Source organism: Pseudoxanthomonas mexicana (genome assembly GCF_001556105.1).
Lineage (GTDB): Bacteria > Pseudomonadota > Gammaproteobacteria > Xanthomonadales > Xanthomonadaceae > Pseudoxanthomonas_A > Pseudoxanthomonas_A mexicana_A.
Genome location: NZ_LSIF01000007.1, coordinates 13,358 through 35,724 on the forward strand (window position 1 = coordinate 13,358; position 22,367 = coordinate 35,724).

Annotated in this window: 18 protein-coding genes and 1 pseudogene; 6 read left to right on the forward strand and 13 right to left on the reverse strand. The window is 67.6% G+C overall.

Features of this window, described 5'->3' with window-relative positions:
- Positions 1-274: 274 nt before the first annotated feature.
- The 3 genes and pseudogenes from AX730_RS00650 to AX730_RS19285 form a co-directional block, all read right to left on the reverse strand.
- Positions 275-1,015 carry a TonB family protein gene (locus AX730_RS00650; protein WP_083537611.1) on the reverse strand — a complete coding sequence of 247 codons (741 nt, stop codon included), beginning with the start codon at positions 1,013-1,015 and terminating at the stop codon, positions 275-277.
- 47 nt (positions 1,016-1,062) lie between these two features.
- On the reverse strand, positions 1,063-2,019 hold the full coding sequence (locus AX730_RS19280) for an isoaspartyl peptidase/L-asparaginase family protein (RefSeq protein ID WP_232310138.1): 957 nt from the start codon (positions 2,017-2,019) through the stop codon (positions 1,063-1,065).
- Between the two features lie 225 nt (positions 2,020-2,244).
- Positions 2,245-3,087 (reverse strand): annotated as a pseudogene (locus tag AX730_RS19285) (cyanophycinase); the annotation flags it as partial.
- A 34-nt stretch (positions 3,088-3,121) separates the two neighbouring features.
- Here AX730_RS19285 and AX730_RS00660 point away from each other — a divergent pair.
- The 3 genes from AX730_RS00660 to AX730_RS00670 all read left to right on the forward strand — a co-directional run bounded on the left by AX730_RS00660 (position 3,122) and on the right by AX730_RS00670 (position 7,936).
- The gene (locus AX730_RS00660; RefSeq protein ID WP_062350421.1) at positions 3,122-3,718 is read left to right on the forward strand and encodes an RNA polymerase sigma factor; all 597 of its coding nucleotides are present in this window, start codon (positions 3,122-3,124) and stop codon (positions 3,716-3,718) included.
- Entirely contained in the window at positions 3,696-4,745 is a 1,050-nt protein-coding gene (locus tag AX730_RS00665) for a FecR family protein (protein ID WP_062350424.1), read from the forward strand. Before AX730_RS00660 ends, AX730_RS00665 begins: the two co-directional genes overlap by 23 nt.
- A 98-nt stretch (positions 4,746-4,843) precedes the next feature.
- Complete coding sequence (locus tag AX730_RS00670; RefSeq protein ID WP_062350427.1) at positions 4,844-7,936, forward strand: TonB-dependent receptor; 3,093 nt, start codon at positions 4,844-4,846, stop codon at positions 7,934-7,936.
- Between the two features lie 67 nt (positions 7,937-8,003).
- On the opposite strand, the gene AX730_RS00675 is transcribed toward AX730_RS00670, so the two are convergent.
- Positions 8,004-8,564: a lysophospholipid acyltransferase family protein gene (locus AX730_RS00675; RefSeq protein ID WP_157074024.1), complete on the reverse strand. Its 561-nt coding sequence runs from the start codon at positions 8,562-8,564 to the stop codon at positions 8,004-8,006.
- 40 nt (positions 8,565-8,604) lie between these two features.
- Entirely contained in the window at positions 8,605-9,039 is a 435-nt protein-coding gene (arfB, locus tag AX730_RS00680; protein ID WP_062350434.1) for an alternative ribosome rescue aminoacyl-tRNA hydrolase ArfB, read from the reverse strand.
- A gap of 124 nt (positions 9,040-9,163) precedes the next feature.
- Here arfB and AX730_RS00685 point away from each other — a divergent pair, with 124 nt between their 5' ends.
- Positions 9,164-9,721 carry a DUF2059 domain-containing protein gene (locus AX730_RS00685; protein ID WP_062350438.1) on the forward strand — a complete coding sequence of 186 codons (558 nt, stop codon included), beginning with the start codon at positions 9,164-9,166 and terminating at the stop codon, positions 9,719-9,721.
- 114 nt (positions 9,722-9,835) lie between these two features.
- Here AX730_RS00685 and ung read toward each other — a convergent pair whose 3' ends face one another.
- From ung to rhlB, 5 genes are all read right to left on the reverse strand, one after another.
- Positions 9,836-10,543: a uracil-DNA glycosylase gene (gene ung, locus AX730_RS00690; RefSeq protein ID WP_062350440.1), complete on the reverse strand. Its 708-nt coding sequence runs from the start codon at positions 10,541-10,543 to the stop codon at positions 9,836-9,838.
- Positions 10,544-10,559: 16 nt separating this feature from the next.
- On the reverse strand, positions 10,560-11,399 hold the full coding sequence (locus tag AX730_RS00695) for a response regulator (protein WP_062350443.1): 840 nt from the start codon (positions 11,397-11,399) through the stop codon (positions 10,560-10,562).
- A 13-nt stretch (positions 11,400-11,412) separates the two neighbouring features.
- Positions 11,413-12,357, reverse strand: a complete 945-nt coding sequence (ftsX, locus tag AX730_RS00700) for a permease-like cell division protein FtsX (RefSeq protein ID WP_062350447.1) — start codon at positions 12,355-12,357, stop codon at positions 11,413-11,415.
- On the reverse strand, positions 12,354-13,040 hold the full coding sequence (gene ftsE, locus AX730_RS00705; protein WP_062350449.1) for a cell division ATP-binding protein FtsE: 687 nt from the start codon (positions 13,038-13,040) through the stop codon (positions 12,354-12,356). Before ftsE ends, ftsX begins: the two co-directional genes overlap by 4 nt.
- A gap of 103 nt (positions 13,041-13,143) precedes the next feature.
- Positions 13,144-14,847, reverse strand: coding sequence for an ATP-dependent RNA helicase RhlB (gene rhlB / locus AX730_RS00710; RefSeq protein WP_062350451.1), 1,704 nt, complete (start codon positions 14,845-14,847; stop codon positions 13,144-13,146).
- Positions 14,848-15,072: 225 nt separating this feature from the next.
- On the opposite strand from rhlB, the gene trxA reads away from it, so the two are divergent.
- Both trxA and rho read left to right on the forward strand, forming a co-directional pair.
- Positions 15,073-15,414 (forward strand): thioredoxin TrxA, encoded by a 342-nt coding sequence (gene trxA / locus AX730_RS00715; RefSeq protein ID WP_062350453.1) that lies wholly within the window; start codon positions 15,073-15,075, stop codon positions 15,412-15,414.
- Between the two features lie 212 nt (positions 15,415-15,626).
- On the forward strand, positions 15,627-17,327 hold the full coding sequence (gene rho / locus AX730_RS00720) for a transcription termination factor Rho (protein ID WP_062350454.1): 1,701 nt from the start codon (positions 15,627-15,629) through the stop codon (positions 17,325-17,327).
- Positions 17,328-17,487: 160 nt separating this feature from the next.
- Here the strand turns inward: rho and AX730_RS00725 are convergent, their stop codons facing one another.
- From AX730_RS00725 to AX730_RS00735, 3 genes are all read right to left on the reverse strand, one after another.
- Complete coding sequence (locus AX730_RS00725; RefSeq protein WP_062350457.1) at positions 17,488-19,857, reverse strand: TonB-dependent hemoglobin/transferrin/lactoferrin family receptor; 2,370 nt, start codon at positions 19,855-19,857, stop codon at positions 17,488-17,490.
- Between the two features lie 124 nt (positions 19,858-19,981).
- The gene (locus tag AX730_RS00730) at positions 19,982-21,415 is read right to left on the reverse strand and encodes a DUF2271 domain-containing protein (RefSeq protein ID WP_062350459.1); all 1,434 of its coding nucleotides are present in this window, start codon (positions 21,413-21,415) and stop codon (positions 19,982-19,984) included.
- Between the two features lie 34 nt (positions 21,416-21,449).
- The gene (locus tag AX730_RS00735; RefSeq protein ID WP_062350499.1) at positions 21,450-22,352 is read right to left on the reverse strand and encodes an EF-hand domain-containing protein; all 903 of its coding nucleotides are present in this window, start codon (positions 22,350-22,352) and stop codon (positions 21,450-21,452) included.
- Positions 22,353-22,367 lie beyond the last annotated feature (15 nt).

Genomic DNA, 22,367 nt, shown 5'->3' on the forward strand with positions numbered 1-22,367 from the left:
GATCCCCTGACGCTTCTGTGGAAGAGGCGCTCCCCAGGTCCATCCGACAACGGACCCTTACCGCTTGCCCCCTGTGGCAAGCCGACCCAAGACGCCTTCCAGGCAAGGAGGGATCGACCGCAAGTGTGACGCGTATCCTAACTTACAGTCGTCACATTTGCGACATGGGTCACATTGCAGCCGTTTGCACATCGCCCTCGCTGCTGCCATGGCATGGTGTACGCGGCGGCCCGGGAGTTCCACCCGGCATCGGCACGGCAACGATCCCGCCAGATCAGCCGGTGGTGATCGGCTTGAACGGAGAGTCCAGCACGACCGGGCGTTCGGGATCGGCATCCTGACCCGTGACGGCGCGGCACTCCGCCGAGTCGAGCATCTCCGCCCTGCGTTCTCTGTCGAGGCGCCGTGAGGTACTGCCGCCCAGGGAGAAGTCCACGGGCATGGCCAGTTGCGTCGCGACCGGTCGGCCGTCCACTTCCTCCGGGACGTAGCGCAGGCTCGCCACCCAGTCCCGGAGCGCCTTCTCGAAGGACTTGAGTGATCCGGAGCGGGTTTCGATGGCGCCGACGGTCGCCTGACCGTCCGTGCCCACGTTGACCATCACCCGGAAACTTCCCTCCCGGTTAGATCTAGCGGCATCGACCGGATAGCGTGGCGCATGCGGAACCAGCGCAGCCCCAGCGAGCGCCGGGCCATTGGAACGGTAATCCAGCGCCATGCGCATGCCCCCATCCACTTGCGGAACCGCACAGGCATCCAGAAAGACGTAGGTGACCCCTGCCTTGTTCTGGCCATCGACACGTGCGGGCTCGAAGCGCCACTGCAGCAGGCGTTGCTCGACCTGGTCGCGCACGATCTTCGGCAGCCGCTCATTGGGCACGACCTGCTGCGGCACGCCCTGATCGTCCAGGACCACGCGCGCGTTGGCGTAGAACCTGACCGCTTCGTTCTTTGTACCCCCTGCCGACGCTGCGGACGCGAACGCCAGCAGACCGATCCACAGCATCCCCTTCATGCCCGACCCTCCCTGATTGGTGGGCCGAGCATAGCCGCTACCGCACCTCAGCGCGCGGGCAGCGGGTCTTCCTTGTAGATCGCCAAGTGCGGCACGCCGTCGGCGCCGATCCAGCCGCGGTACATGCCCTCGGTATTGAACGGGAACGCCATGCTGCCGTCAGCACCCAGCGCGATGGCGCCGCCGTCGCCGCCGGCCTTGGGGATGTCGCGGTTGATCACGCCCTCGGACGCACGCGCGATGCTGTGCCCGGCCAGGCGCACGCGCGCGCAGACCTCGTGCGCGGCGGCGGCGCGGATGTAGTACTCGCCCCAGCCGGTGCCGGAGAACGCGCAACGATCGTCGGCCCACGTGCCGGCGCCGATGATCGGCGAATCGCCCACGCGGCCGTAGCGCTTGTTGGTCATGCCGCCGGTCGACGTGCCCGCCGCCAGCTGGCCCTTCGCGTCGAGCGCCAGCGCGCCGACCGTGCCGAAGTAGGCCTTGCCCGGCAGCTCCAGCGGCGTGTTGCTCGCCTGCGCCTGCTTCTCTTCCTTCAGCGCGTTCTGCAGTTGCTGCCAGCGCTTCTCGGTGCGGAAGTAAGACGGATTGACCAGCGTCACGCCCTGCTCCTTCGCGAAGGCTTCCGCGCCTGCACCCACCATCATCACGTGACGCGACTTCTCCATCACCGCGCGCGCCAGCGTGATCGGGTTCTTGACCCGGTGTACGCCGGCGACCGCACCGGCCTTGCCGGTGGCGCCGTCCATGATCGACGAGTCGAGTTCGTTCTTGCCGTCGTGGGTGAACACGGCACCGCGACCGGCGTTGAACGGTGGCGCGTCTTCCAGCACGGTGATGGCGGCGGTCACCGCATCGAGTGCCGGCTTGCCAGCCTTCAGCTGCGCATGGCCCGCGCGCAGCGCCGCTTCCAGCGCCTGGCGTGCGGCCTCTTCGTCGGCCGGCGTCATGCCCGCGCGCTCGACACCCGCACCACCGTGGATCACCAGCAGCGGCGAGTCCATCGCCACCAGCACGCCATTGCGCACGGCGTAGTGGCGTTCGGCGGCCGGCTTGTCGACGCGGCCGCTCGGCAGGTGCAGCACCGAGTCGACGCCGGCGATGACGGTGTCGACGCGATCGAGGTTCATCGCTTCGTCTTCGACCTGCTTCTGCGCGAAGCCGCCCTTCACTATGGTGGCACCAGCGCCCGGCGCGGTGGCGTACACGCGCGCGCTGCCATCGCCTTCCACCGCGACGGCGGCATCCTCGTCCACACCCAGACCCAGGATCGGCCGCCCGGCCATCGACTCGGCCTTGGCGACGAAGGCGATCAGGCGACCCAGGCGGTTGCGTTCGCTGAAGTGCGTATCCGTCAGCACGCCCTTCAGCAACGCCAGCTGCAGGAAGCCCGTCTCGATGGTGTTGTCGGCGCCGAGCGGATCGGCGAGCGCGCGCGGGCTGATCTGGCTGCCGCCGTCCATCGCGCCGTACAGATACTCGCCCTGCATCGCCAGGCCGGCGCTGGTGCCGCCGAGCGGCTTGCCTGCGGCGACATGCGCGTCGAGCGCCGCGCCGACCGGCGTGCCGCGCCAGTAGCGCACGTAGCGCGACTGGTCGCCGCCGGCCAGGAAAATGCCGTCGGCGCGCTTCAGGCTGCGCAGCACGGCGGGATCGCTCGCGCTTTCGCGATCACTGAAGACATACGTCTCGACCGACACGATGCCACCGACCTCGTTGAAGAATTCTTCACCGATCTCGCCGGCCTGCGACGCGCGCAACACGACGATGTGGCCGTTGCCCGCCTTCTTCATGAACCAGTGCATCGCATCGAAGTTGCGGTCGCCGCCGCCCATCAGCAACAGGCCCGGCTGCACCTGGCCCGGCGTCTTCGCGCTGATGTCGCCGAGCACATAATGCGCAGGTTCTGCGGCGAGCGCCGGCAAGGACAGGGCGAGCGCCACCACGCAGATCGCGCCGCGCTGCAACATGCCGAAGACAGACACCATGCCGTACTCCCAAGGTCGAAGGTCGCGGCAGGATGCCACGCACCGATGCGATGTGGAGACGAAGCGGCGGCCGTCTTCCCCCATGCGTGATCGTGCATCCTTGGGCTAGAGTGCGGCCATGCCCACCGAATTCGACGACTGGTTCGTCCGCGAGGTCCTCGTCCACGAACGCGCCCTCGCGTTGTTCCTGCAGCGCGCGTGGCCGCATCGCGACGAATGGCACGACCTGCGCCAGGAAGTCTACGCCCGCGTCTATGAAGCCGCCTCGCGAGTACGGCCGGATGCACCGAAAGCGTTCCTGTTCGCCAGCGCCCGCCACCTGATGACCGACCGACTGCGCCGCAGCCGGGTGGTGTCGATCGAGCCGGTGGGTGATTTCGAGTCCTCGAACGTCTACCTGATCGACGAGGTGTCGCCCGAACGGTGGACCGGGACCCGGCAGGCGCTGAAGCGCGTGGTCGAGGCCCTGGACAGGCTCCCCGACCGTTGCCGCGAAGTGGTCTGGCTGCGGCGGGTGGAGGAACTGCCGCAGAAGGACGTCGCCCGGCAACTGGGCATCAGCGAGAAGACCGTGGAAAAGCATTTGGCTAAAGGGATGCGCCTGATCGCCGACCATCTGTACGGCGGCGACGCCGTGCGTGCGGCGGACGGGCGAAGGAAGGCCCGGAGCGTCATGGACGAGGACGACGGACATGACCGACAGCAGACAGATTGAGCAGCAGGCTGCCGACTGGCTGGTCCGCCGCGATGCGGACGGCTGGACGGCGCGCGAGCAGACGACACTGGACGGCTGGCTGGGCGAATCGCCCCGCCACAAGGTGGCCTTCCTGCGCCTGCAATCCGCCTGGGCCGAAACCGGCCGCCTGCAGGCCCTGGCCGCAGGCTTGCCAGCGGGTACGCTGCCACCGCGCCGCTTGTCTGCCGACAGCACTGCGGATGCGCGCCCGGACCTGCGTGGCATCACCTTTGCACCGCGGCATGGCGCCGGGCATGGCGCCCGCATCCCGGGTTGGCGCAACGTCGCCGCCGCACTGACGCTGGTGGCGGCAGGGTCTGCCGCGTGGGGCGGCTGGCAGATCAGCGGACGCGAGCAGGCGCAGTACGCCAGCACCGTCGGCCAGATCCAGACAGTGACACTGCCCGATGGCTCCACCGCCACACTGAGCAGCGACAGCCGGCTGGATGTCCGCATCAGCCGCGGCGAACGCAACATCGCGCTGCTGCAGGGCGAAGCGTTCTTCGACGTGGCCCATGACACACGCCGCCCCTTTGTGGTGGAAACCGGGGGACGCCGCGTCGCGGCCGTCGGCACGCGCTTTTCCGTCCGCCGAGACCCCGGGGCCGTGCGTGTCGTGGTGACCGAGGGCAAGGTGCGGCTGGAAAGCCAGGCCGGTGCCGATGGCCGTGCACAGCCGGTGTCGCTGTTGCCGGCCGGCAGCGTGGCCACCGCCGGCCGCAACGGCGTGCTGGTGCGCTCGGTGCCCGTGGCGGACGCGGAGCGCTACCTGGAGTGGCGCGACGGCTTCCTGACCTTCGACGACACCTCGCTGGCGGAGGCCGCGAGCGAATTCAACCGCTTCAACACCCGCAAGCTGGAACTGGCCGACGCCACCGTGGCCACGCTGCGCGTGGGCGGCAACTTCCGCTGGTCCAATGCCGAAGGGTTCGCGCGCCTGCTGGAACAGGGGTTTCCGGTGCGCGCGGAACGGCACGAGGACCGCATCGTGCTGCACACCCGCTAGACCGGTTCCCTCGCGACAAAGGTCATGGGGGGATTTGCGCGGTTCGTTCGTCCTGATAGCCAATAGGTGCCATACCGAGCACCCCGGGGAGAGAGTCCATGCGGTACCCAATGCGCGTCCTGTTGTTGAGTACGGCCTGTAGCGTGGCACTCGCCGCGCAGGCCCAGGCGGCCCCCGGCCGCATCGACCTGCCTGCGGGCGACCTGACCGCGGCGCTCAATACGCTGGCCAAGCAGTCCGGCACGCAGATGGTCTATCGCTCCGACCAGCTGAAAGGGCGACGCACCAGCGGGGTGCAGGGCGCCGCCACCACCGACCAGGCGCTGGACCGGCTGCTGCAGGGCAGCGGCTTCCAGGCCAAACGCGACGCGTCCGGTGCCGTGCTGATCGTGCAGGCCGATGCCACGCCCCGGCGCACGCCGGCGCCGCCCCGTCCCGCGCCACAGGAGACGCCTCCCGGCGGCGGTGTCGCACAGGCCGAAGAACCCGTGACCCAGCTGGAAACGCTGCAGGTCACCGGTTCGCGCATCAAGCGCGCCGAGATCGAAGGCCCGGCACCGATCACCGTGGTGACGGCGGAACAGATCCAGGCCGCTGGCCTGACCTCCGTCGCCGACGTCCTGCGCTCGCTCAGCCAGAACAGCGGCAGCGTTTATGGCCAGCAGAACACCACCAACGCTCAGTCCACGCCGGGTGCGCAGGCGGTCGACCTGCGCGGCCTCGGCCCCAATCACACCCTTGTCCTCATCAACGGTCGCCGTGTCGCCGATTTCCCGCTGCCGCTGAACGGCCGCAGCAACTTCACCGACATCGGCAACATCCCGCTGGGCATGATTGACCGCATGGAAGTGCTGACCGGCAGCGCTTCCGCCGTCTACGGGTCCGACGCCATGGCCGGCGTCATCAACTTCATCCTCAAGAAGTCCATCGACGGCACCATCATCGACTACCGCTACGGCGATACCGAGCGGGGCGGCGGCGAATCCCACAAGCTGACGCTGACCACCGGCTTCGAACGTGGCAACTTCAACGGCATCGTCGGCGTGGAAGTGATCGACAAGCGTCCGCTGTGGGGGTTCGATCGCCGCAACCAGGATTCGACCTTCGACGCGCCGACAGCGGAACGCCGCCTCCCCCGCATGACTGCCCAGCTCTACGACTGGGACAACGATCTCAACGTCGCGCCCACCGACAACTGCGCCGGCATGGCCGGCCTGAACGAAGGGACCACGGTGCTGGCCGAGGATCCCGAGTACGGCCCGTACTGCGGCAGCGACCGCGCCATCGCGTATCGCACGATCCAGAACGAGCGCAAGGGCATCACGGCCTACGGCGCATTCGGATTCCGCATCAACGACAACCTGTCCTGGTTCGCCGACGTGCAGGCCGGGCGCCAGACCGTCAAGCTGCTGACCGGCACCAACGGCAACCTCGCCGCCAGCGACCACATGGGCTGGGAATTCCACGATCCGGCTTCAACCAACAACTATCGCAACAAGGTCTTCTATAACGCCAACACGGAACGGTACGAAATCTGGTCCCGCCAGTTCACGCCTGAAGAAACCGGCGGCCTGCGCAACCGCATGAATACCACCACCCAGAAGACGCTGGCGGTGACCACCGGCTTCGAGGGCACGTTCGGCGATGCATGGAACTGGGAGGCGGCCTACAACCATTCCGAATACAAGGCCGACGTCAAGATGCCGCGCATCCGCGCGGCGGCGGCCAATGCGCTCTTCCTCGGCCCGCTGCAGGGCTACGACGATGATGGTTACGCAATCTACAATGCGGATCCATCGCGCCTGTTCAGGCCACTGACAACGGCCGAGTTCGATTCGATCGCCGCCATGTCCACGTGGAGTCCGGTGGCGAAGAACGACAACGTCAGCTTCACCGCGGACAACTCCAGCCTGTTCTCGATGCCGGCCGGCGACGCCGGTTTCGCCGCAACTCTCGAATACGGTCGTCAGTCCTATCGCATCAATCCGGATCCGCTGGCGCTGACCGAAGATGCGTACTACGGGCCGCGGTACGGCAACGGCAGCGGCGACCGCAACCGCTGGAGCGCCGCAGCCGAGTTGCGCCTGCCGGTGGCGTCCACGCTGGAAGCCAGCCTGGCGGGACGCTACGACCGCTACAGCTACGGCAACAAGAACCCGGGCAAGTTCACCTACAGCGCGGGACTGGAGTGGCGGCCGGTCGACACGTTGCTGGTGCGCGGCTCCTACGGCACCGGCTTCCGTGCACCGGACATGCACTACCTGTTTGCCGGCGACGACTACTACCGTACCCGCTACGCGACCGACTATTACCAGTGCCGGACCGACGAACCCGGGTTCACCGATGCCGAGTGCTACGACGATGGCAGTTGGGACGGCGCCACGTTCGATGTCTACAACGGCAACATGAACCTGGACGTCGAGACCAGCAAGTCCGCGTCGGTAGGCTTCGTCTGGTCGCCGACCGCCAACTTCGACCTGGCCATGGACTATTACAGTATCCGTGTGATGAACCAGGTCCAGACGCAGGACCGCGAGCTGCTGCGCATCACCGAGGCGGACTGCCGTCTCGGCGTCACCGATGGCGGGCAAAGCGTCGACATCGGCTCGCCGACCTGCGTGGACGCGCTGGCCCGCGTCATCCGCGACGCGGACGGCTACATCACCAGCGTGCGCTTCAGCCCGATCAACATCGCCAACGAGGAGACGTCGGGCGTGGACGTCACCGCCAACTACCGGCTGCAGACCGCCAGTGCAGGCGACTTCCGCTTCAACGGCAGCTACACCTGGGCCAACAAGCACACGCGCCAGCGTTATCCGGGCGATCCGGAAGAAGACATGCTGGACGTCGGCTTCAGCGCCACCACCCTGCCCCGCCACAAAGGCAACATGGGCGTGAGCTGGGATCGCAATGCGTGGGGCGCCAGCTTGTTCGGCAACTATCTTGGCAAGGTCGCCAACTACGCCAACAATGCCTGGACCGGCGCGACCTGGCGCTTCAATGCCGGCACGCGCTACGACATCACCGACCATCTGCGCGTGTCGCTGACCGTCAACAATGTGCTGGACAAGATGCCGCCGCGCGACGCGACGTGGTCCAACTACCCGTACTACGACACCTCCTGGTTTGACTCCATGGGCCGCAGTTATTACCTGCAGGTCACCTGGAAACTGGGTGGCGCAAAGCTGTAGTCCGGGAGCGCATCGCAAACAGAAAACCCGCCTCACGGCGGGTTTTCCTTGTTCGCACCGCTCCGGCTCATACCGTCCCGCGATTCTTCCCCTGCCACGGCCGGTACCACTCGCGGATCGCGGCCATGTCAATTTCCATGTCGCCGGTCGGGTAGTACACATCGCCAATGCCGACCGTCTTGTCCGGATAGTTGAAGTACGCCATCAGGATGGGGACCTGGGCCTGGTGGGCGATCTTCAGGAAGCCGCCCTTCCACTTGTCCACGCGCTTGCGCGTGCCTTCCGGGGTCAGCGCGAACCACATCTTCTCGGACTGCCGCAGCATGCGCACCGCCTGCTCCACCGTGCCTTGCGGCGAGCTGCGGTCCACCGGCACCACGCCCAGCTTGCGCAGCAGCGGCGACAACGGCCACCAGAACAGCTGCGCCTTGCCGAGCACGCGCACCTGGAAGCCCATCGCGATCTTCGCCGCCATGCCCCAGATGCCATCCCAGTTGGACGAGTGCGGCGCCACGATCATCACCAGCTTCGGGAGGTCCGGCAGCGTGCCGGTCACCTTCCAGCCGAAGGTGCGCAGGAACGTGCGCCCCATCCAGCGGGTGAACCGGTTCGGCGGCACCTGCGGCATGTTGGGTGGAATGCGCGGAATGATGTCGTCGCTCAAACAGTTACTCCCAATGGCTTTTCTGCGAACGGCCACGCTTGACGTCGCTGCGCTCGCGCTTGGCGTCCAGGCGGCGCGCCTTGGCGGCGCGCGAGGGCTTGGTGGCCACGCGCTTCTTCGGCACCGCCAGCGCGGCGGCGATGATCGCCGCCAATCGCTCGCGCGCATCCTGCCGGTTGCGGTCCTGCGTGCGGAAGCGCTGCGCGTCGATCACCAGCACGCCCTCGTCGGTCAGCCGACGGTCGCGCCTGGCCAGCAGACGCTCGCGCAAGGCATCCGGCAGCGACGGCGAACCGGCCACGTCGAAGCGCAGCTCCACTGCCGTCGCCACCTTGTTGACGTTCTGCCCGCCGGCACCACTCGCGCGCACGAAACGCTCGACCAGTTCGTCGTCAGGAATCGCCAGTGTCGGCGTGATGTCGAGTGCGGTACTCCCCATGCCTGCGATTGTAGTCAGGATGCGTGTCTGTTCGCAGTGCAGCTGGGGTGATTGGCCGACGATTAACACCAGATTTACTCCCTGGCAGGCACCCTGTGGCCCCGCTCGACGCCGCACGCACCGCATGACCCGTCCGCCGCTGAATGCCTTCCGCCTGCCTGCCTGCCTGCTGGTGCTCCTCACCCTGGCGTTCGCCGGACCGGCATCAGCCGCTGAACCCACCGATGCGGACATCGACCGCCTGCTCACGGCCTCGCGCGCCGAGAGCCTGCTGGCGGGCGTCGTGCCGCAGATGGAAGCGGTGCAGCAGCAGGAGTTCGACAAACACTTCGCCGGCAGGGAAATGACCGACGAACAGAAGGCCGAAGTGGCCCGCATCCAGGCCAAGACCCAGGAGATCGTGCGCAAGGCGCTGTCGTGGGACGAGATGCGGCCGGTGTACCTGGACGTCTACAAGAAGACCTACACGCGCGACGACGTGCGTGCGATCACCAAGTTCTACGAAAGCCCCGCGGGCAAGCGCATGCTCGACAAGAGCCCGGCGCTGATGCAGAACATCATGACCGCCGTGCAGCAGAAGATGGTGCCGATGCTGGAAGAGCTGCAGGGCGAGATCAGGAACATTCCGGTCACGCCGCCCCCGCCGGTATCGCCGCCTCAGAAGCGCAGGCGCACGCGCTGAGTCCTGGGCGTGGCTTCGCGTGGCGTGGGAGCGACGCAAGTCGCGATGAGGCCTTGCCGGTAGATCATCGCGACTGACGTCGCTCCCACAACAAGACACAGCACACTGCGCGCTTCACAGCGCCAGCTGGTCCCGTGGCGGCAACTGCCAGTCGATCGGCGCCTGCCCGCGCTGCGCGAGGTACTGGTTGGTCGCGGAGAAATGCCCGCAGCCGAGGAAGCCGCGATGCGCGGACAGCGGCGACGGGTGCGGCGCACGCAGCACGCGATGGCGCCGCGTGTCGATGACCTTGCCCTTGGCCTGGGCGTAGCTCCCCCACAGCAGGAAGACGAGGTCTTCGCGCTCGCGCGCCAGCGTTTCGATGGCATGGTCGGTGAAGCCTTCCCAGCCCTTGCCCTGGTGCGCGCCCGCGCGACCGTCTTCGACGGTCAGCACGGCATTGAGCAGCAGCACCCCTTGGCGCGCCCACGGCAACAGGCAACCGTGGTTGGGCGGCGCGATGCCCAGGTCCGCGTTGATTTCCTTGTAGATGTTCAACAGCGACGGCGGCACCGGCACGCCCGGCAACACCGAGAAGCAGAGCCCATGCGCCTGGCCGGGACCGTGGTACGGATCCTGTCCGAGGATCACCACCTTCACGTCGTCGAACGGTGTGGCATCGAAGGCGGCGAAGATCTGCGGCCCGGGCGGATAGATACGCGCCCCGGCGGCCTTGCGCTGGCGCAGGAACGCCGACAACTCGCGCATGTCGGGCCGTTGCAGCCAGTCGCCGATGTGCGCCTTCCACGAAGGGTCGAGCTTGATGCGGTCGTCGTCGGTCATGCGGATCGCACGCGGGTCATACCAGCGCGCGGGTTTCGTCCATGCGCGCCAGCCGTAGCTGGAACAGCACCTTGGTCACCAGCAGGCGTTCCGCGATCGGCTTGAGCACCAGGTCGTTGGCGCCGGCCTGCAACAGTTCGGCCTGGTTGTCGCGGTTGCTGTCGCCGGTCATCACCAGGATCGGCAGGCGCCGCTTGCCGTAGGCGAAGTCCACGCGGATGCGCTGCACGATGTCACGACCGCTCAGCTCGCCCTTCAGGATCACGTCGGTCAGCACCAGGTCGAACTTGTGCGTGGACAGGCCCAGCGATTCGGCGGTGAGCAGCGCGAAGGCATCTTCCGCCTTCATCACGTGCACGACGTTGAGCGATTGACGCTCCAGCATGCGTCGCGTGGTCTCGGCGACGACGCGGCTGTCCTCGATGTAGAGAATGGTGGCGCCGACCACCGGTTCGGGCTGCACGTAGCCGCGGATGAAGGTCGCCAGCGCCTCGTGGCCCAGCGCCTTGTCGAAATAGTCGGTGACGAACTCGGTGAAGCGCCGCTCTTCCAGGTGCTGCTGCGCGTCGCCCGACACGACGATGACCGGCACGTACGCCTGCCCCGCCGTCTCACGCACGCTGCGCGCGATTTCCATGCCGTCGCCATCCGGCAACGCCAGCGCCGTGGTGACCAGATGCACTTCGCCGCCCGCCAGCGCCTCGCGTGCTTCGGCGATGCTGGCGCAACCGATCACCTGGACGCCTGGCAGTTCACGCTGCAGCACATCGGCAATCAGCTTGCGGACCAGCTTCGACCCGTCCACCACCATTACGCGGGGCGCGTCGCTGATCAGGTGCCGGAGCTCTTGGGCCATGAAGGTGCGTGCGTCAGGTTGCAGTCGGACGAGTCTGACGCAAGAAGTGGCCGGTCACCAGCCATGCGCCCAGCCAACCGATGACGGTAGCCGCCACGACCACCGCGGTGGCGCCGACGGCATCCAGTCCGACCAGGGCGAACGGGCTGCCGTAGCTCTTCGCCAAGGCAGCCAATGGATCGCGCAAGGCCAACGCCGCCAGCGTCAGCAGGCCAAGGGCCGACGCACCGGCGGCCAGCCCGTACCACGCACCCAGGTAGATGAAGGGGCGACGGATGAAGCCATCGCTCGCTCCCAGCAACTGCAGTACGCCGATCTCCTCGCGCCGCGACTGGATGTCCAGGCGGACGGTATTGCCGACCACCAGCAGCGCGCCGAGGCCGAACAGCGCCGCGAGCACCCAGACCAGCCGCTTGCCGAAACCCATCCATCCGGCCAGCCGTTCGCGCCAGGCCGCATCATGCTGCAGCAGGTCGGTTTCCGGGAGCGCCCCCAGCGCGGCGACCAGCCGTGCCTCGTCGCCCTCGGGCACCACCACCAGCAGGCTCGGCAGCGGGTTGCCGTCGATCATGTCCAGCGAAGCACCCAGCCCGCTGCGTTCGCGGAATTCCGCCAGGCCCTGTGCAGGCGTACGCAACTCGACGCGTGCGACATCGTCGCGACCGCGCAGCGCCTCCGCCAGCGCCTGCGCCCGCGCGACGGGCGTGTCCGGCGTCAGGAACAGGTCGATCTCGCGCGACTGCTGCACGTCGCCGGCGAAGTGGCCGACATTCTGCAGCGCCAGCCACAGGCCCAGCGGCAGCACGAAGGCCACCGCCATCACCCCGATCGTCAGCAGCGTCGCCCACGGGCGGCGCACGGTGCGACCCAGGCTGGAGACGAAGCTGTAGAGATGCTGGTCCAGCCAGATGCCGAAGCCGGAGCGCGCCTGCGCGCGGCTGTTCTTCGCGTCGCTCATTCGGCCAGGTCCGCGGGAGAGATGTCGTCGGCCAGCTTGCCGTGGTCGAGGATCAGCACGCGCTTCTTCATCCGCTTCAGCAGCGACAGGTCATGGCTGACCACCAGCACGCTGGTGCCGCGCTCCGGCATGGACGCGAACAGCGACATGATTTCCGCCGCCAGCGTCGGATCGAGGTTGCCGGTCGGCTCGTCCGCCACCAGCAGGCGCGGTTCGGCGACGATGGCGCGCGCGATGCCGACACGCTGCTGCTCACCGGCAGACAGTTGCGTGGGCAGCGCGTTCTCGCGATGGCCCAGTCCCAGGCGCGCCAGCACTTCGCGCACGCGCTTGCCGATGTCGCCACGGCGATCGCCGCGCAGGATCAGCGGCAGCGAGACGTTCTCCATCACCGTGCGGTCGGTCAGCAGGCGATGGTCCTGGTAGACCGCGCCGACCTCGCGGCGATGCAGCGGAATGCGGCCTCCGCGGACCTTCAACAGGTTCTTGCCGGCAAACAGCACCGCGCCGCGGCTGGGCCGCTCGCTCAGGTGGATCAGTTTCAGCAGCGTGCTCTTGCCGGCACCGGAATGCCCGGTGACGAACAGCATCTCGCCCTCGGCCACCTCGAAGCTGACGTCCTCCAGCGCCGCATGGCCGCCGGGGTACTGCTTGCTGACGTTTTCGAATCGAAGGACGCTCATGTCCGTCGATTATGCCGGAGCGGTCGCGACGCTGGCGATGGCGCCGCGCAAAGAAAAAGCCGGGACATGCCCGGCTTCTCTTCGCTACGCACGATGACGGGGCTCAGCCGCCGGACACCAGCGAGCGGATCTTGCGGCCCAGCTTGGTCAGGAAGCCCGCATTGTCGTCGGCCGACTTCGGTGCAGCCGCCGGCTTCGCGACGACCGGCGCGGGATTCGCCACGGCGCCCTCGGCACCCTCGAGCGGGCGGCCATGGCGACGACGACGGCGCTTGCGCGGCTTGCGCTCGCCTTCCGGCAACGCGACCGCATCGGCGCGGACTTCTTCGGTCGCCGGCCGCGGCGCCAGCGGCTTCGCCGCTTCGCCTTCCGGACGCGGCGCGCGCGGCGGACGCGGTTTGCCATCGGCCGAGCGCGGACCTTCGCGCCGACCACCCTCGCGGCGGCCTCCGTCGCGGCGGCCTCCGTCGCGACGACCGGCACCGCTGGATCCACCCGGCTTGCGGCCACCGCCACGACGCTCTTCGTCGGCCGCCTTCTGCTCGCGCGCCTCGCGGAAGATCTGGCTGACGCTCTCTTCTTCCTCGTCGCCCTCGCCGGCGGCCGGCTTCGGACGTTCCGGACGCGGCAGTGCGGTCAGCAGTTCGGCCGTGACCGGCTCGGATGGGATCTTCTGCTCGATGTAGGCCTCGATATCGGGCAGCGACATCGCATAGCGCTCGCAGGCGAAGCTGATCGCGTCGCCCTCGGCGCCGAGGCGCGCAGTACGACCGATGCGGTGCACGTAGTCTTCGGCATCGAACGGCAGGTCGTAGTTGAACACGTGCGACACACCGTCGATGTGCAGGCCGCGCGCGGCCACGTCGGTGGCCACCAGCAGCTCCAGTTGGCCGGCCTGGAAGCGCTTCAGCAGCGACTCGCGCTTCTTCTGCGGCACGTCGCCTGACAGCACGCCGACGCGGTAGCCCGCGCGTTCCAGCGCACGCGCCACGCGTTCGACGAACGCCTTGGTGTTGACGAACACCATCGTGCGCGCGCCTTCGCTGCGCGACAGCAGGCCGATCAGCAGCGGGATCTTCTCTTCGTCGGCCGGGTAGTACAGCTTCTGCCGCACCTTCGCCGCGGTGATGAACTCGGTCTCGACGACGAGCTTCTCCGGCTCGTTCATGTGCTCGTACGCCAGTTCCAGCACGCGGTGCGACAGCGTGGCCGAGAACAGCAGCGTCTGCCGCGTGGTGCGCTCGGGCATGCGCCGCAGCAGGAAACGGATGTCCTTGATGAAGCCGAGGTCGAACATGCGGTCGGCTTCGTCCAGCACGCACATCTCGCACGCGTGCAGGCTGACCACCTTGTGCTGCTTGACGTAGTCGATCAGGCGGCCCGGCGTGGCGATGATGACGTCGACGCCCTGCTGCAGCAGTTCACGCTGCTTGTCGTAATCCACGCCACCGTAGACCAGCGCGAAGCGCAGGCCGAGGTCGGCGCCGAACTTCACCGCATCCTTGTGGATCTGGATGGCCAGCTCGCGGGTCGGCGCCAGGATCAGCGCGCGCGGATCTTCCGGCTTGCGCTCGGCCAGCGCCGGGCGGGTCAACAGGCGATTCATCACCGCGACCAGGAAGGCCAGCGTCTTGCCGGTGCCGGTCTGCGCCTGGCCGGCGACATCGCCGCCCTTCAAGGCGACCGGCAGCGTCATCGCCTGGATCGGCGTGCAACGGGAGAAACCTGCGCCTTCCAGGCCGGCGAGCAACGCCGGATGCAGGTCGAACGAGGAGAACGTGATGTCGGTTAACGGTTTGTCGCTCATGCCTTCTTCTTTGCGTCGCTGTGTTCCGCGCGCGTCTCGTATGAATGCGGTGCGTGTGCTTGCATCGGCCGTAGCGGCGTCGCACACTGCGCCCCCTGTGCCGGGTTGCGCGACCCTCTGGGAAGCCTTGAAAAGGTCGCGGAACGCCCCAGTTTACCCCAATCGTGGTGGCCGTCCCGGCCCTACCCCGTCCGCGCCAGCCCGCGGACCCCGCAGGAGATCCCCGTGAGCGACAAAGTGACCCACGTCGGCGATGCCGATTTCGATGCTGCCGTGCTGCAGTCCGGCGAGCCGGTGCTGGTGGACTTCTGGGCCGAATGGTGCGGTCCGTGCAAGATGATTTCCCCGGTCCTCGACGAGCTGGCCGAGACCTACGGCGGCAAGCTGAAGGTCGCCAAGGTGAACGTGGACGAGAACCGCGCCACCGCCATCAAGTACCACGTGCGCTCGATCCCGATGCTGCTGCTCTTCAAGGATGGCCAGATCCAGGCTACCCAGATCGGCGCCGTCGGCAAGGGCCAGCTGACCCAGATGATCGACAAGGCGCTGGGCTCCCAGGCTGCCTGAACCGGTCCGCGAGTCCCATGGACGTGGGGCTTGCCGGCTGAATCCGCTCGAACCCGCCGCCGTGGCCCGGCTTGCCGCCACCCCGGGCCGGTGTTAGTGTCGGACCCGAATTCCGGCGCAGGGGATGCGCCGCACCCATCTGAACACCCACTCTTCTTCACTTCACCCCGCCGCCGCAACGCCGGCGCTCGCCACTAGCGAGGATTCGCAACTTGTCCGACAGCATCAACGAAACCGGCGCCCCCGCCGAGAAGCGCGTGCTCAAAGCCCGTGCCCCGAAAGCCCCGTCCGCCGATACCGCCGCGCCCACCGAACGCGCGCACGACCCGGCGCCGCAGCTTCCGCTGCCACCCGTCGCGGCTGAACACGCTCCGGCACCCGCAGCGCCTGCTGCACCCGCACCCTCCCATGACGGCGGCGCCCCCGCCCCACAGGCGGAAGGTGGCGGCGGCCAGCACGAGGGAAGTGACCAGCGCGACGGCAACCGCTTCAACAACGGCAACAACAACAACCGCCGCGACCGCTTCCGCAACCGCCGTGAGCGCAACCGCGAGCGGCAGGGCAACGACGGCATGCCGCAGGACGGCAACGGCGGCGGCCAGGACAACTTCATGCCGCGCCAGCAGGCGAACGTGCCGGAGGGCTTCCCCCAGTATTCGCTGGGCGACCTCAAGCGCATGCCGGCACCGAAGCTGCTGGACATCGCCGAGCAGCTGAACATCCAGGAAGGCGTCGCCCGCGCGCGCAAGCAGGACGTCATCTTCGCGGTCCTGAAGGTGCTGACCCGCCATGGCGAAGGCGTCGCCGCCGACGGTGTGCTGGAAATCCTGCCGGACGGCTTCGGCTTCCTGCGCGCCGCCGAGGCCAGCTACCTGGCCGGCCCGGACGACGTCTACATCAGTCCCAGCCAGATCCGCCGCTTCAACCTACGCACCGGCGACCACCTGGCCGGCCGCATCCGCTGGCCGAAGGACGGCGAGCGCTACTTCGCGCTGTCGACCATCGACACCATCAATGGCGAGCCGCTGGAAGCGTCGAAGAACAAGGTGCTGTTCGAGAACCTGACGCCGCTGTTCCCGCGTCGCCGCTTCACCCTGGAGCGTGGCAACGGCTCGTCGGAAGACATCGCCGGCCGCATCCTCGATCTGATGGCGCCGCAGGGCAAGGGCCAGCGCGCGCTGATCGTGTCGCCGCCCAAGGCCGGCAAGACGATCATGATGCAGCAGATCGCCACCGCCATCACGACCAACCACCCCGACGTGCACCTGATCGTGCTGCTGGTGGACGAGCGTCCGGAAGAAGTGACCGAGATGCAGCGCACCGTGCGCGGCGAAGTGGTCAGCTCGACGTTCGACGAGCCCGCCGCGCGCCACGTGCAGGTCGCCGAAATGGTGATCGAGCGTGCCAAGCGCCTGGTCGAGCACAAGAAGGACGTGGTGATCATGCTGGACTCGATCACCCGCCTGGCCCGCGCCTACAACAACGTCGTGCCCAGCTCCGGCAAGGTGCTGACCGGCGGCGTCGACGCCAACGCGCTGCACCGCCCGAAGCGTTTCTTCGGTGCCGCGCGCAATGTCGAGGAAGGCGGTTCGCTGACCATCATCGCCACCGCGCTGGTCGAGACCGGCAGCAAGATGGACGAGGTGATCTACGAAGAGTTCAAGGGCACCGGCAACAGCGAAGTGCATCTGAACCGTCGCATCACCGAGAAGCGCGTCTACCCGGCCATCGACATCAACCGCTCCGGCACGCGCCGCGAGGACTTGCTGATCGAACCGGAGCTGCTGCAGAAGATCTGGATCCTGCGCAAGCTGCTGCACCCGATGGACGAGATCGCGGCGATGGAGTTCCTGCTGGACAAGATGAAGAACACCAAGTCCAACGACGAGTTCTTCAGCTCGATGAAGCGCTAAGCATCGGAAAGTCCGGCATCGCCGGATCGGAAAACGAAAGCCCTGCTGGAGCCTTGAGACTCAAGGATGACAGCAGGGCTTTTAAGTTGGCGAAGGGCGCGTCATCAGCGGACGCCTACGGGCGGGCGGCGCGGCCGAGCCGCCCCCGCCCTTCACGGGCTCAGAACGACCAGCTCAGCGCCACGCGGACATTGCGCCCCGGTTGCGACCAGCGCCCGATGCCGGCGGCGCTGGTGGAACCCGAGAACACCGCATTGCCGGCGCCGGCGGTGCGCACGCGGTTCCACAGGTAGTACTCCTTGTCGAACACGTTGTAGACGCCGGCGGTCAGGTGCAGGTTCCTGGTGATGTCGTAGCTGCCGAACAGGTCCAGCAGCGTGTAGGTCCGCGCCTTGTAGGCGTACACCGGCACGACCTCCGCGCCGTAACTGCCGTTGGTGATGCTCCGGCCGTAGTCGGAGGGATCCTTGTCTTCCTGGTGGGTGACGTTGGCGGTGAGGTTCCAGCGGCGCGACGGGGCGACATAGTTCAGTCCCGCCACCAGCTTGGCCGGGATGATGCTGGCCAGCGGCGCGCCGTCATTGTCTTCGCCCTCGTTGTACGCGTAGGCAAACCGCGCCATCCAATCGTCGGCGAGCAGCCACATGCCCTCCGCTTCGATGCCCTTGACCTTCACCTCGCCACGGTTGATCGGCATCGTGTAGATGTAGCCGTTGGTGACGACGGTCTGGCCGCCCACGGTGGTGCGGTACTGCACGGTCGGATCGCCGACGAACTCCGCGCTGTCGATGAAGTCGCTGTAGGTGTCGTTGAAGGCCGACACGCCCAGGCGCAGGCGGTCGCTGCTGTAGCGCCAGCCCAGCTCGACGTTGAAGCTGCGCTCCGCACCAAGATCCGGATTGCTCTTGCCATCCGGCACCGTGACGATGGCGCCATCGGACACGCGGGTGACCTGCGTGGTCGACGAGGTACCGTACATGTCGTTGACGCTGGGTGCACGGAAACCACGGCCGACCTGCGCCCACAGCGACTGGGTGTCGGTGATGCGGAAATCGGCGCCCAGGTTCCAGGTCGGCGAACGGAATTCGGACACGCCGACGCTGCCGCCACCATCGGTGTAGCCGGAATCGCCGCTGGAACTCGGACGCACCTTCGGCGTGTACTTGTAGCTGTCGTAACGCAAGCCGCCAGTCAGCGTCAGGCGATCGTCCAGCAACCGTACCTTGTCCCGCGCGTAGACCGTCCACGAGGTTTCCTCGGTGTTCGGCCACAGCGACGGGTCGGTGTCGCGACTGACCAGCTGGCCCGCGTTGTTCCAGCGCGAGTCGACCGAGTTCCAGTCGATGTCCGCCTGCTGCCAGGCCGCACCGTAGACCAGCGCATGACGCAGGCCGCCGGTCTCGAACACCTTGTCCAGATCGATCGCGATGCGGTCGCGATCCTGCGTATCCCAGCGGAATTCCTGACGCGAACAGAGCGCCGCCGCCGAGCATCGGGTGCCGCCCGACGTGCCGCTGGCGACTAGCACGTTGGTCTGGCCCTGGATGTAGTTCTCCTGCCGGTCGACCGTGGCTTCGAGCGTGTCGAACGCCGCCACGTCGGCCTTCCAGGTGTACTTCAGCCCGTAGCGGTCGCGATCGCTGCGGTCCACCGCGGAGCGCTCGTAGTACGAGCCGACGCCATCGCTGCGGGTCCAGTTGTCGACGTTGCCAGTGCTGCGCGCGCGCTCGTAGATCAGGCCGAACGTCTGCGTGCCGCTGATCAGGAAATTCACCTTGGCCAGCAGGTTGTCGCTTTCGCGATCGATGGGATCCGGCGTGCGGCGGCCCGGGCCCATCCGGTTGATCGTGGTGTCGTACCAGGATTCGGTCTCGTGGCCTTCGCGCTTGGTATAGACCAGCAGCGACTCGACCCTGCCCGTGCGGTTGGCGAACGTCAGCGTGCCGGCGTTTTCGTCGTTGCTGCCGGTGTAGGCGTACTTGATCGCTCCCGCCGTGTCGTTGCCGGTGGGCTTGAGGAAGTCGGACGGATCCTTGGTGGTGAACATCACCGCGCCACTGAGCGCGCCGCTGCCGGCGGTGATCGCATCGGCGCCCTTGATGACCTCCATGTTCTTCACCGCTTCCATGTCGACGCTGCCACGCCCGGAACGGAAGAACTCGTACGGCTGGTAGGTGCCCGGGTCCATGCTCTGCGGGAAGCTCAGGCCATCCAGCGTGATGGACACGCGGTCGGCCTCGAGGCCGCGGATGTTGAAGCCGTTGAAACCGGCACGGCCCAGGTCGACCATCTCCACGCCCGGCACGTAGCGGATCGCATCTTCCATGCTCTGCGCGCCCTGCTGCTGCAGGTCCTTGCTGCTCAGGCTGGTGACATTCTGGTTGGCGGACTGCTGCCGCTCACGCTGTGCTTTTACTTCGATCGTATCCAGGGTCTGCGCGCCGTTGGGATCGGCGGCGGTTTCCGCGTGCACGGGCAGGGTAAGGGCGGACGCGATGGCCAGCGCCAGCAGGTGGGGGGAGAACTTCATGGTGCAACTCCACAGTCAGGAAAGAACATGCGCTTCGATGGGAGCGCTCCAGTCCTGGCTGCGGCCGCAATGGCGGAAATACGTCGCTGGGATGGCGCGGGATCGCGCCGGAAAAGAATGGCGGCTACGTCTTGTCGTAGCGCAGGACCAGGCGACCGATCTCGGTCTGGCCCTGTTGCCGCAGGGGCGAGGTGGCGCCGCCCAGCGGGAACGGCAGCGCGATGTCTTCGTGGCCGCCGTGTTCGCGTGCGGCCTCCACGCGCAGTACGTAGCGCCCGGCGGGCATCGCCCGCCCACGGTCGTCGCGACCGTCCCATGCCAGCGTGTACTGCCCGGGCGCACGTGTCGGACGCGCGATGCCCAGCGCGCCCGCGGGATCGTTGCGGCCGTAGTGCCGCCACCAGCGCGGCAGTTCGCTCAACCAGCGCGAGCGGTCGCCGAGCACGTGCAGCTGCCGCACTGCGCGCCCATCCTCATGCTCGATCCAGACCGCGAGATAGGGCTTCCGGTAGCGATCCACGGCGTTGGCCGGGATCTCGTAGTCGATCAGGACCGGAACCGGCGGCGCGGACACCGCGCCAGCGTCCAGTGCGGACGGCCAGCGTGCCGACGCGAAGGGGATGCCGGCATCCGACACCACCAGGGCCGCCGCGCCTTCGATGCGGTCGACCAGGGCGATGCCATCGCGGATCGGCATCACCGTCAGCGCCGTCGCCAGCGCATCGGCGGTAGCGGCATCGTTGGCGATGACGGTGGCGGCGGGCGCGTAGCTCAGGGGCCAGCCGTCCTGCGGATCGAGGATATGGCTCAGCTGGCGCCGTCCGATGGTGTAGCCACGGCTGTGGTGACCACTGGCGGCGATGGCTTGCGAGGCCAGCCGCACCTGCGCGATGCCGGGCTGGTTGTCGACCGGCCGCTTCGGGTCGGCCACGTCGACGCGCCATGCGTCGCCGCGTTCCGGATGCCCCCAGTAGACGGCATCGCCACCGATGTCGATGCGGATGCCGGAGGCCCTGGGCGCGGCACGCCGCGCGCGTGCGAGGGCCCGGTCCAGGATGTAGCCCTTGGCGATGCCGTCCACGTCGAAGCGCAAGCCGATGGCCGGATCGAGCATGCCTTTCGGCGCGGCATCGATGGCCGCCAGCGCGCGTGCCTGACGGCGCAACACCATGCGCTCGGGCACCTGGTCGTCCGCATCCGCCTGACGCCATTGCGCGATCAGTGCGCCGAGGCGGCAACTGAAGGCGCCGTTCGTTTCGGCTCGCCAGTGTTCACACCGCGCGAGCACGTCGGACACCGCCTCGGGCAGGCGTTCGGCCGCGAGATGGCCATCGTTGTAGCGCGACAGGGCACTGTCCTCGCGCCACGTACTGAGCTGCTGTTCGAGGCGGGCGATTTCACCCAGTGCAGCATCGACGGCGCGCGATGCGCGCATCTCGTCGCCATCGACCTGCATCTCGAGCGACGTGCCCAGCACACCTTCGCGCTGCACCTGCACGGGCGCGGCAGCCAGCCCGGGGCTGGCCAACGCCAGCCACAGGCCGATCCCCCGGATCATGCTCGACGGTCGCATCCCCACGCGATCTCCCTGCTCAGTTCGCGGCAGGCCGCTCTGTACGCGCGGGCGGCGGCAGCTTGGCGTCGGCGGCGTCCACCACGCCATCGCGGTTGCGGTCGGCCGCATCGAACGTGCGCTTGCCCGACACCTGGTACTCGGCGAACGTCATCTTGCCGTCCTTGTCGGTATCCAGCGCACCGAAGCGGACGCGCGTCTGCTTGTCCGAACCGCCGGTCTGCGTGGCGATGTGGCGATCGAGGCGATCCTCGTATTCGGCCAGGTATTCGTCCTGGGTCAGGCGACCGTCGCCGTTGCCATCCGTCCGCGTGAACTGCGTCGTGCGCGCCTGGTCGAACTCGCCCCGTTCCACCTTGCCATCGCCGTTGCCGTCGTACAGCGCCAGGAAGCCCTCGGCCGTGTGGCTGCTGGGGAGGGCGAGGCGATTGGGACGCCGGTCGAAGCGCTCGGCGGCGGCCGCGGTCTTCGTGCCATCGTCCTTGGCGTCCTTGCTGCCTGCCAGTGCTTTCTGTCCTTCGGTCCACACGCGCTCGCCGGAGGCGTCGAACTCCGCGCGCGACACGTGGCCATCCTTGTCCGTGTCCAGCGTGGTGAAGCGGCGCCTGGTCTGCTCGACCTGTTCGCCACGGCCCTGCTCCATTTCCTCGCGCATGCGGTCCTCGAACTCCTGCACGTATTCCTCCACGTCGACGGTGCCGTCGCCGTTCGCATCGGTCGCGTCGAAGCGCGTGCGGCGGAACGCATCGAACTCGGCCCACGTCAGCGTGCCTTCGGCATTGGCGTCGTGCTGCGCGATGAACGCTTCGATGTTGTTGCCATGGCCGCCGACCAGCGGACGCGGGGCGGGCGATTGCTGGGCGAAGGCGGGAGCGGACAGCAGCGCGCACACGCACGCGCCGGCAAGCAGGCCAGGTTTCATGGACATCTCCGGGGA

Excerpts from the sequence above, each read along its gene's own strand:
- AX730_RS00660 (WP_062350421.1), top strand. The coding sequence starts at position 3,122 with ATGCCCACCGAATTCGACGACTGGTTCGTCCGCGAGGTCCTCGTCCAC.
- AX730_RS00675 (WP_157074024.1), bottom strand. The coding sequence starts at position 8,564 with ATGCCGCAGGTGCCGCCGAACCGGTTCACCCGCTGGATGGGGCGCACG.
- AX730_RS00670 (WP_062350427.1), top strand. The coding sequence starts at position 4,844 with ATGCGGTACCCAATGCGCGTCCTGTTGTTGAGTACGGCCTGTAGCGTG.
- AX730_RS00685 (WP_062350438.1), top strand. The coding sequence starts at position 9,164 with ATGACCCGTCCGCCGCTGAATGCCTTCCGCCTGCCTGCCTGCCTGCTG.
- arfB (WP_062350434.1), bottom strand. The coding sequence starts at position 9,039 with ATGGGGAGTACCGCACTCGACATCACGCCGACACTGGCGATTCCTGAC.
- AX730_RS00735 (WP_062350499.1), bottom strand. The coding sequence starts at position 22,352 with ATGAAACCTGGCCTGCTTGCCGGCGCGTGCGTGTGCGCGCTGCTGTCC.
- ung (WP_062350440.1), bottom strand. The coding sequence starts at position 10,543 with ATGACCGACGACGACCGCATCAAGCTCGACCCTTCGTGGAAGGCGCAC.
- AX730_RS00695 (WP_062350443.1), bottom strand. The coding sequence starts at position 11,399 with ATGGCCCAAGAGCTCCGGCACCTGATCAGCGACGCGCCCCGCGTAATG.
- AX730_RS00730 (WP_062350459.1), bottom strand. The coding sequence starts at position 21,415 with ATGATCCGGGGGATCGGCCTGTGGCTGGCGTTGGCCAGCCCCGGGCTG.
- AX730_RS00665 (WP_062350424.1), top strand. The coding sequence starts at position 3,696 with ATGACCGACAGCAGACAGATTGAGCAGCAGGCTGCCGACTGGCTGGTC.
- AX730_RS00650 (WP_083537611.1), bottom strand. The coding sequence starts at position 1,015 with ATGAAGGGGATGCTGTGGATCGGTCTGCTGGCGTTCGCGTCCGCAGCG.
- AX730_RS00725 (WP_062350457.1), bottom strand. The coding sequence starts at position 19,857 with ATGAAGTTCTCCCCCCACCTGCTGGCGCTGGCCATCGCGTCCGCCCTT.
- ftsE (WP_062350449.1), bottom strand. The coding sequence starts at position 13,040 with ATGAGCGTCCTTCGATTCGAAAACGTCAGCAAGCAGTACCCCGGCGGC.
- rhlB (WP_062350451.1), bottom strand. The coding sequence starts at position 14,847 with ATGAGCGACAAACCGTTAACCGACATCACGTTCTCCTCGTTCGACCTG.
- AX730_RS19280 (WP_232310138.1), bottom strand. The coding sequence starts at position 2,019 with ATGGACTCGCCGCTGCTGGTGATCCACGGTGGTGCGGGTGTCGAGCGC.
- ftsX (WP_062350447.1), bottom strand. The coding sequence starts at position 12,357 with ATGAGCGACGCGAAGAACAGCCGCGCGCAGGCGCGCTCCGGCTTCGGC.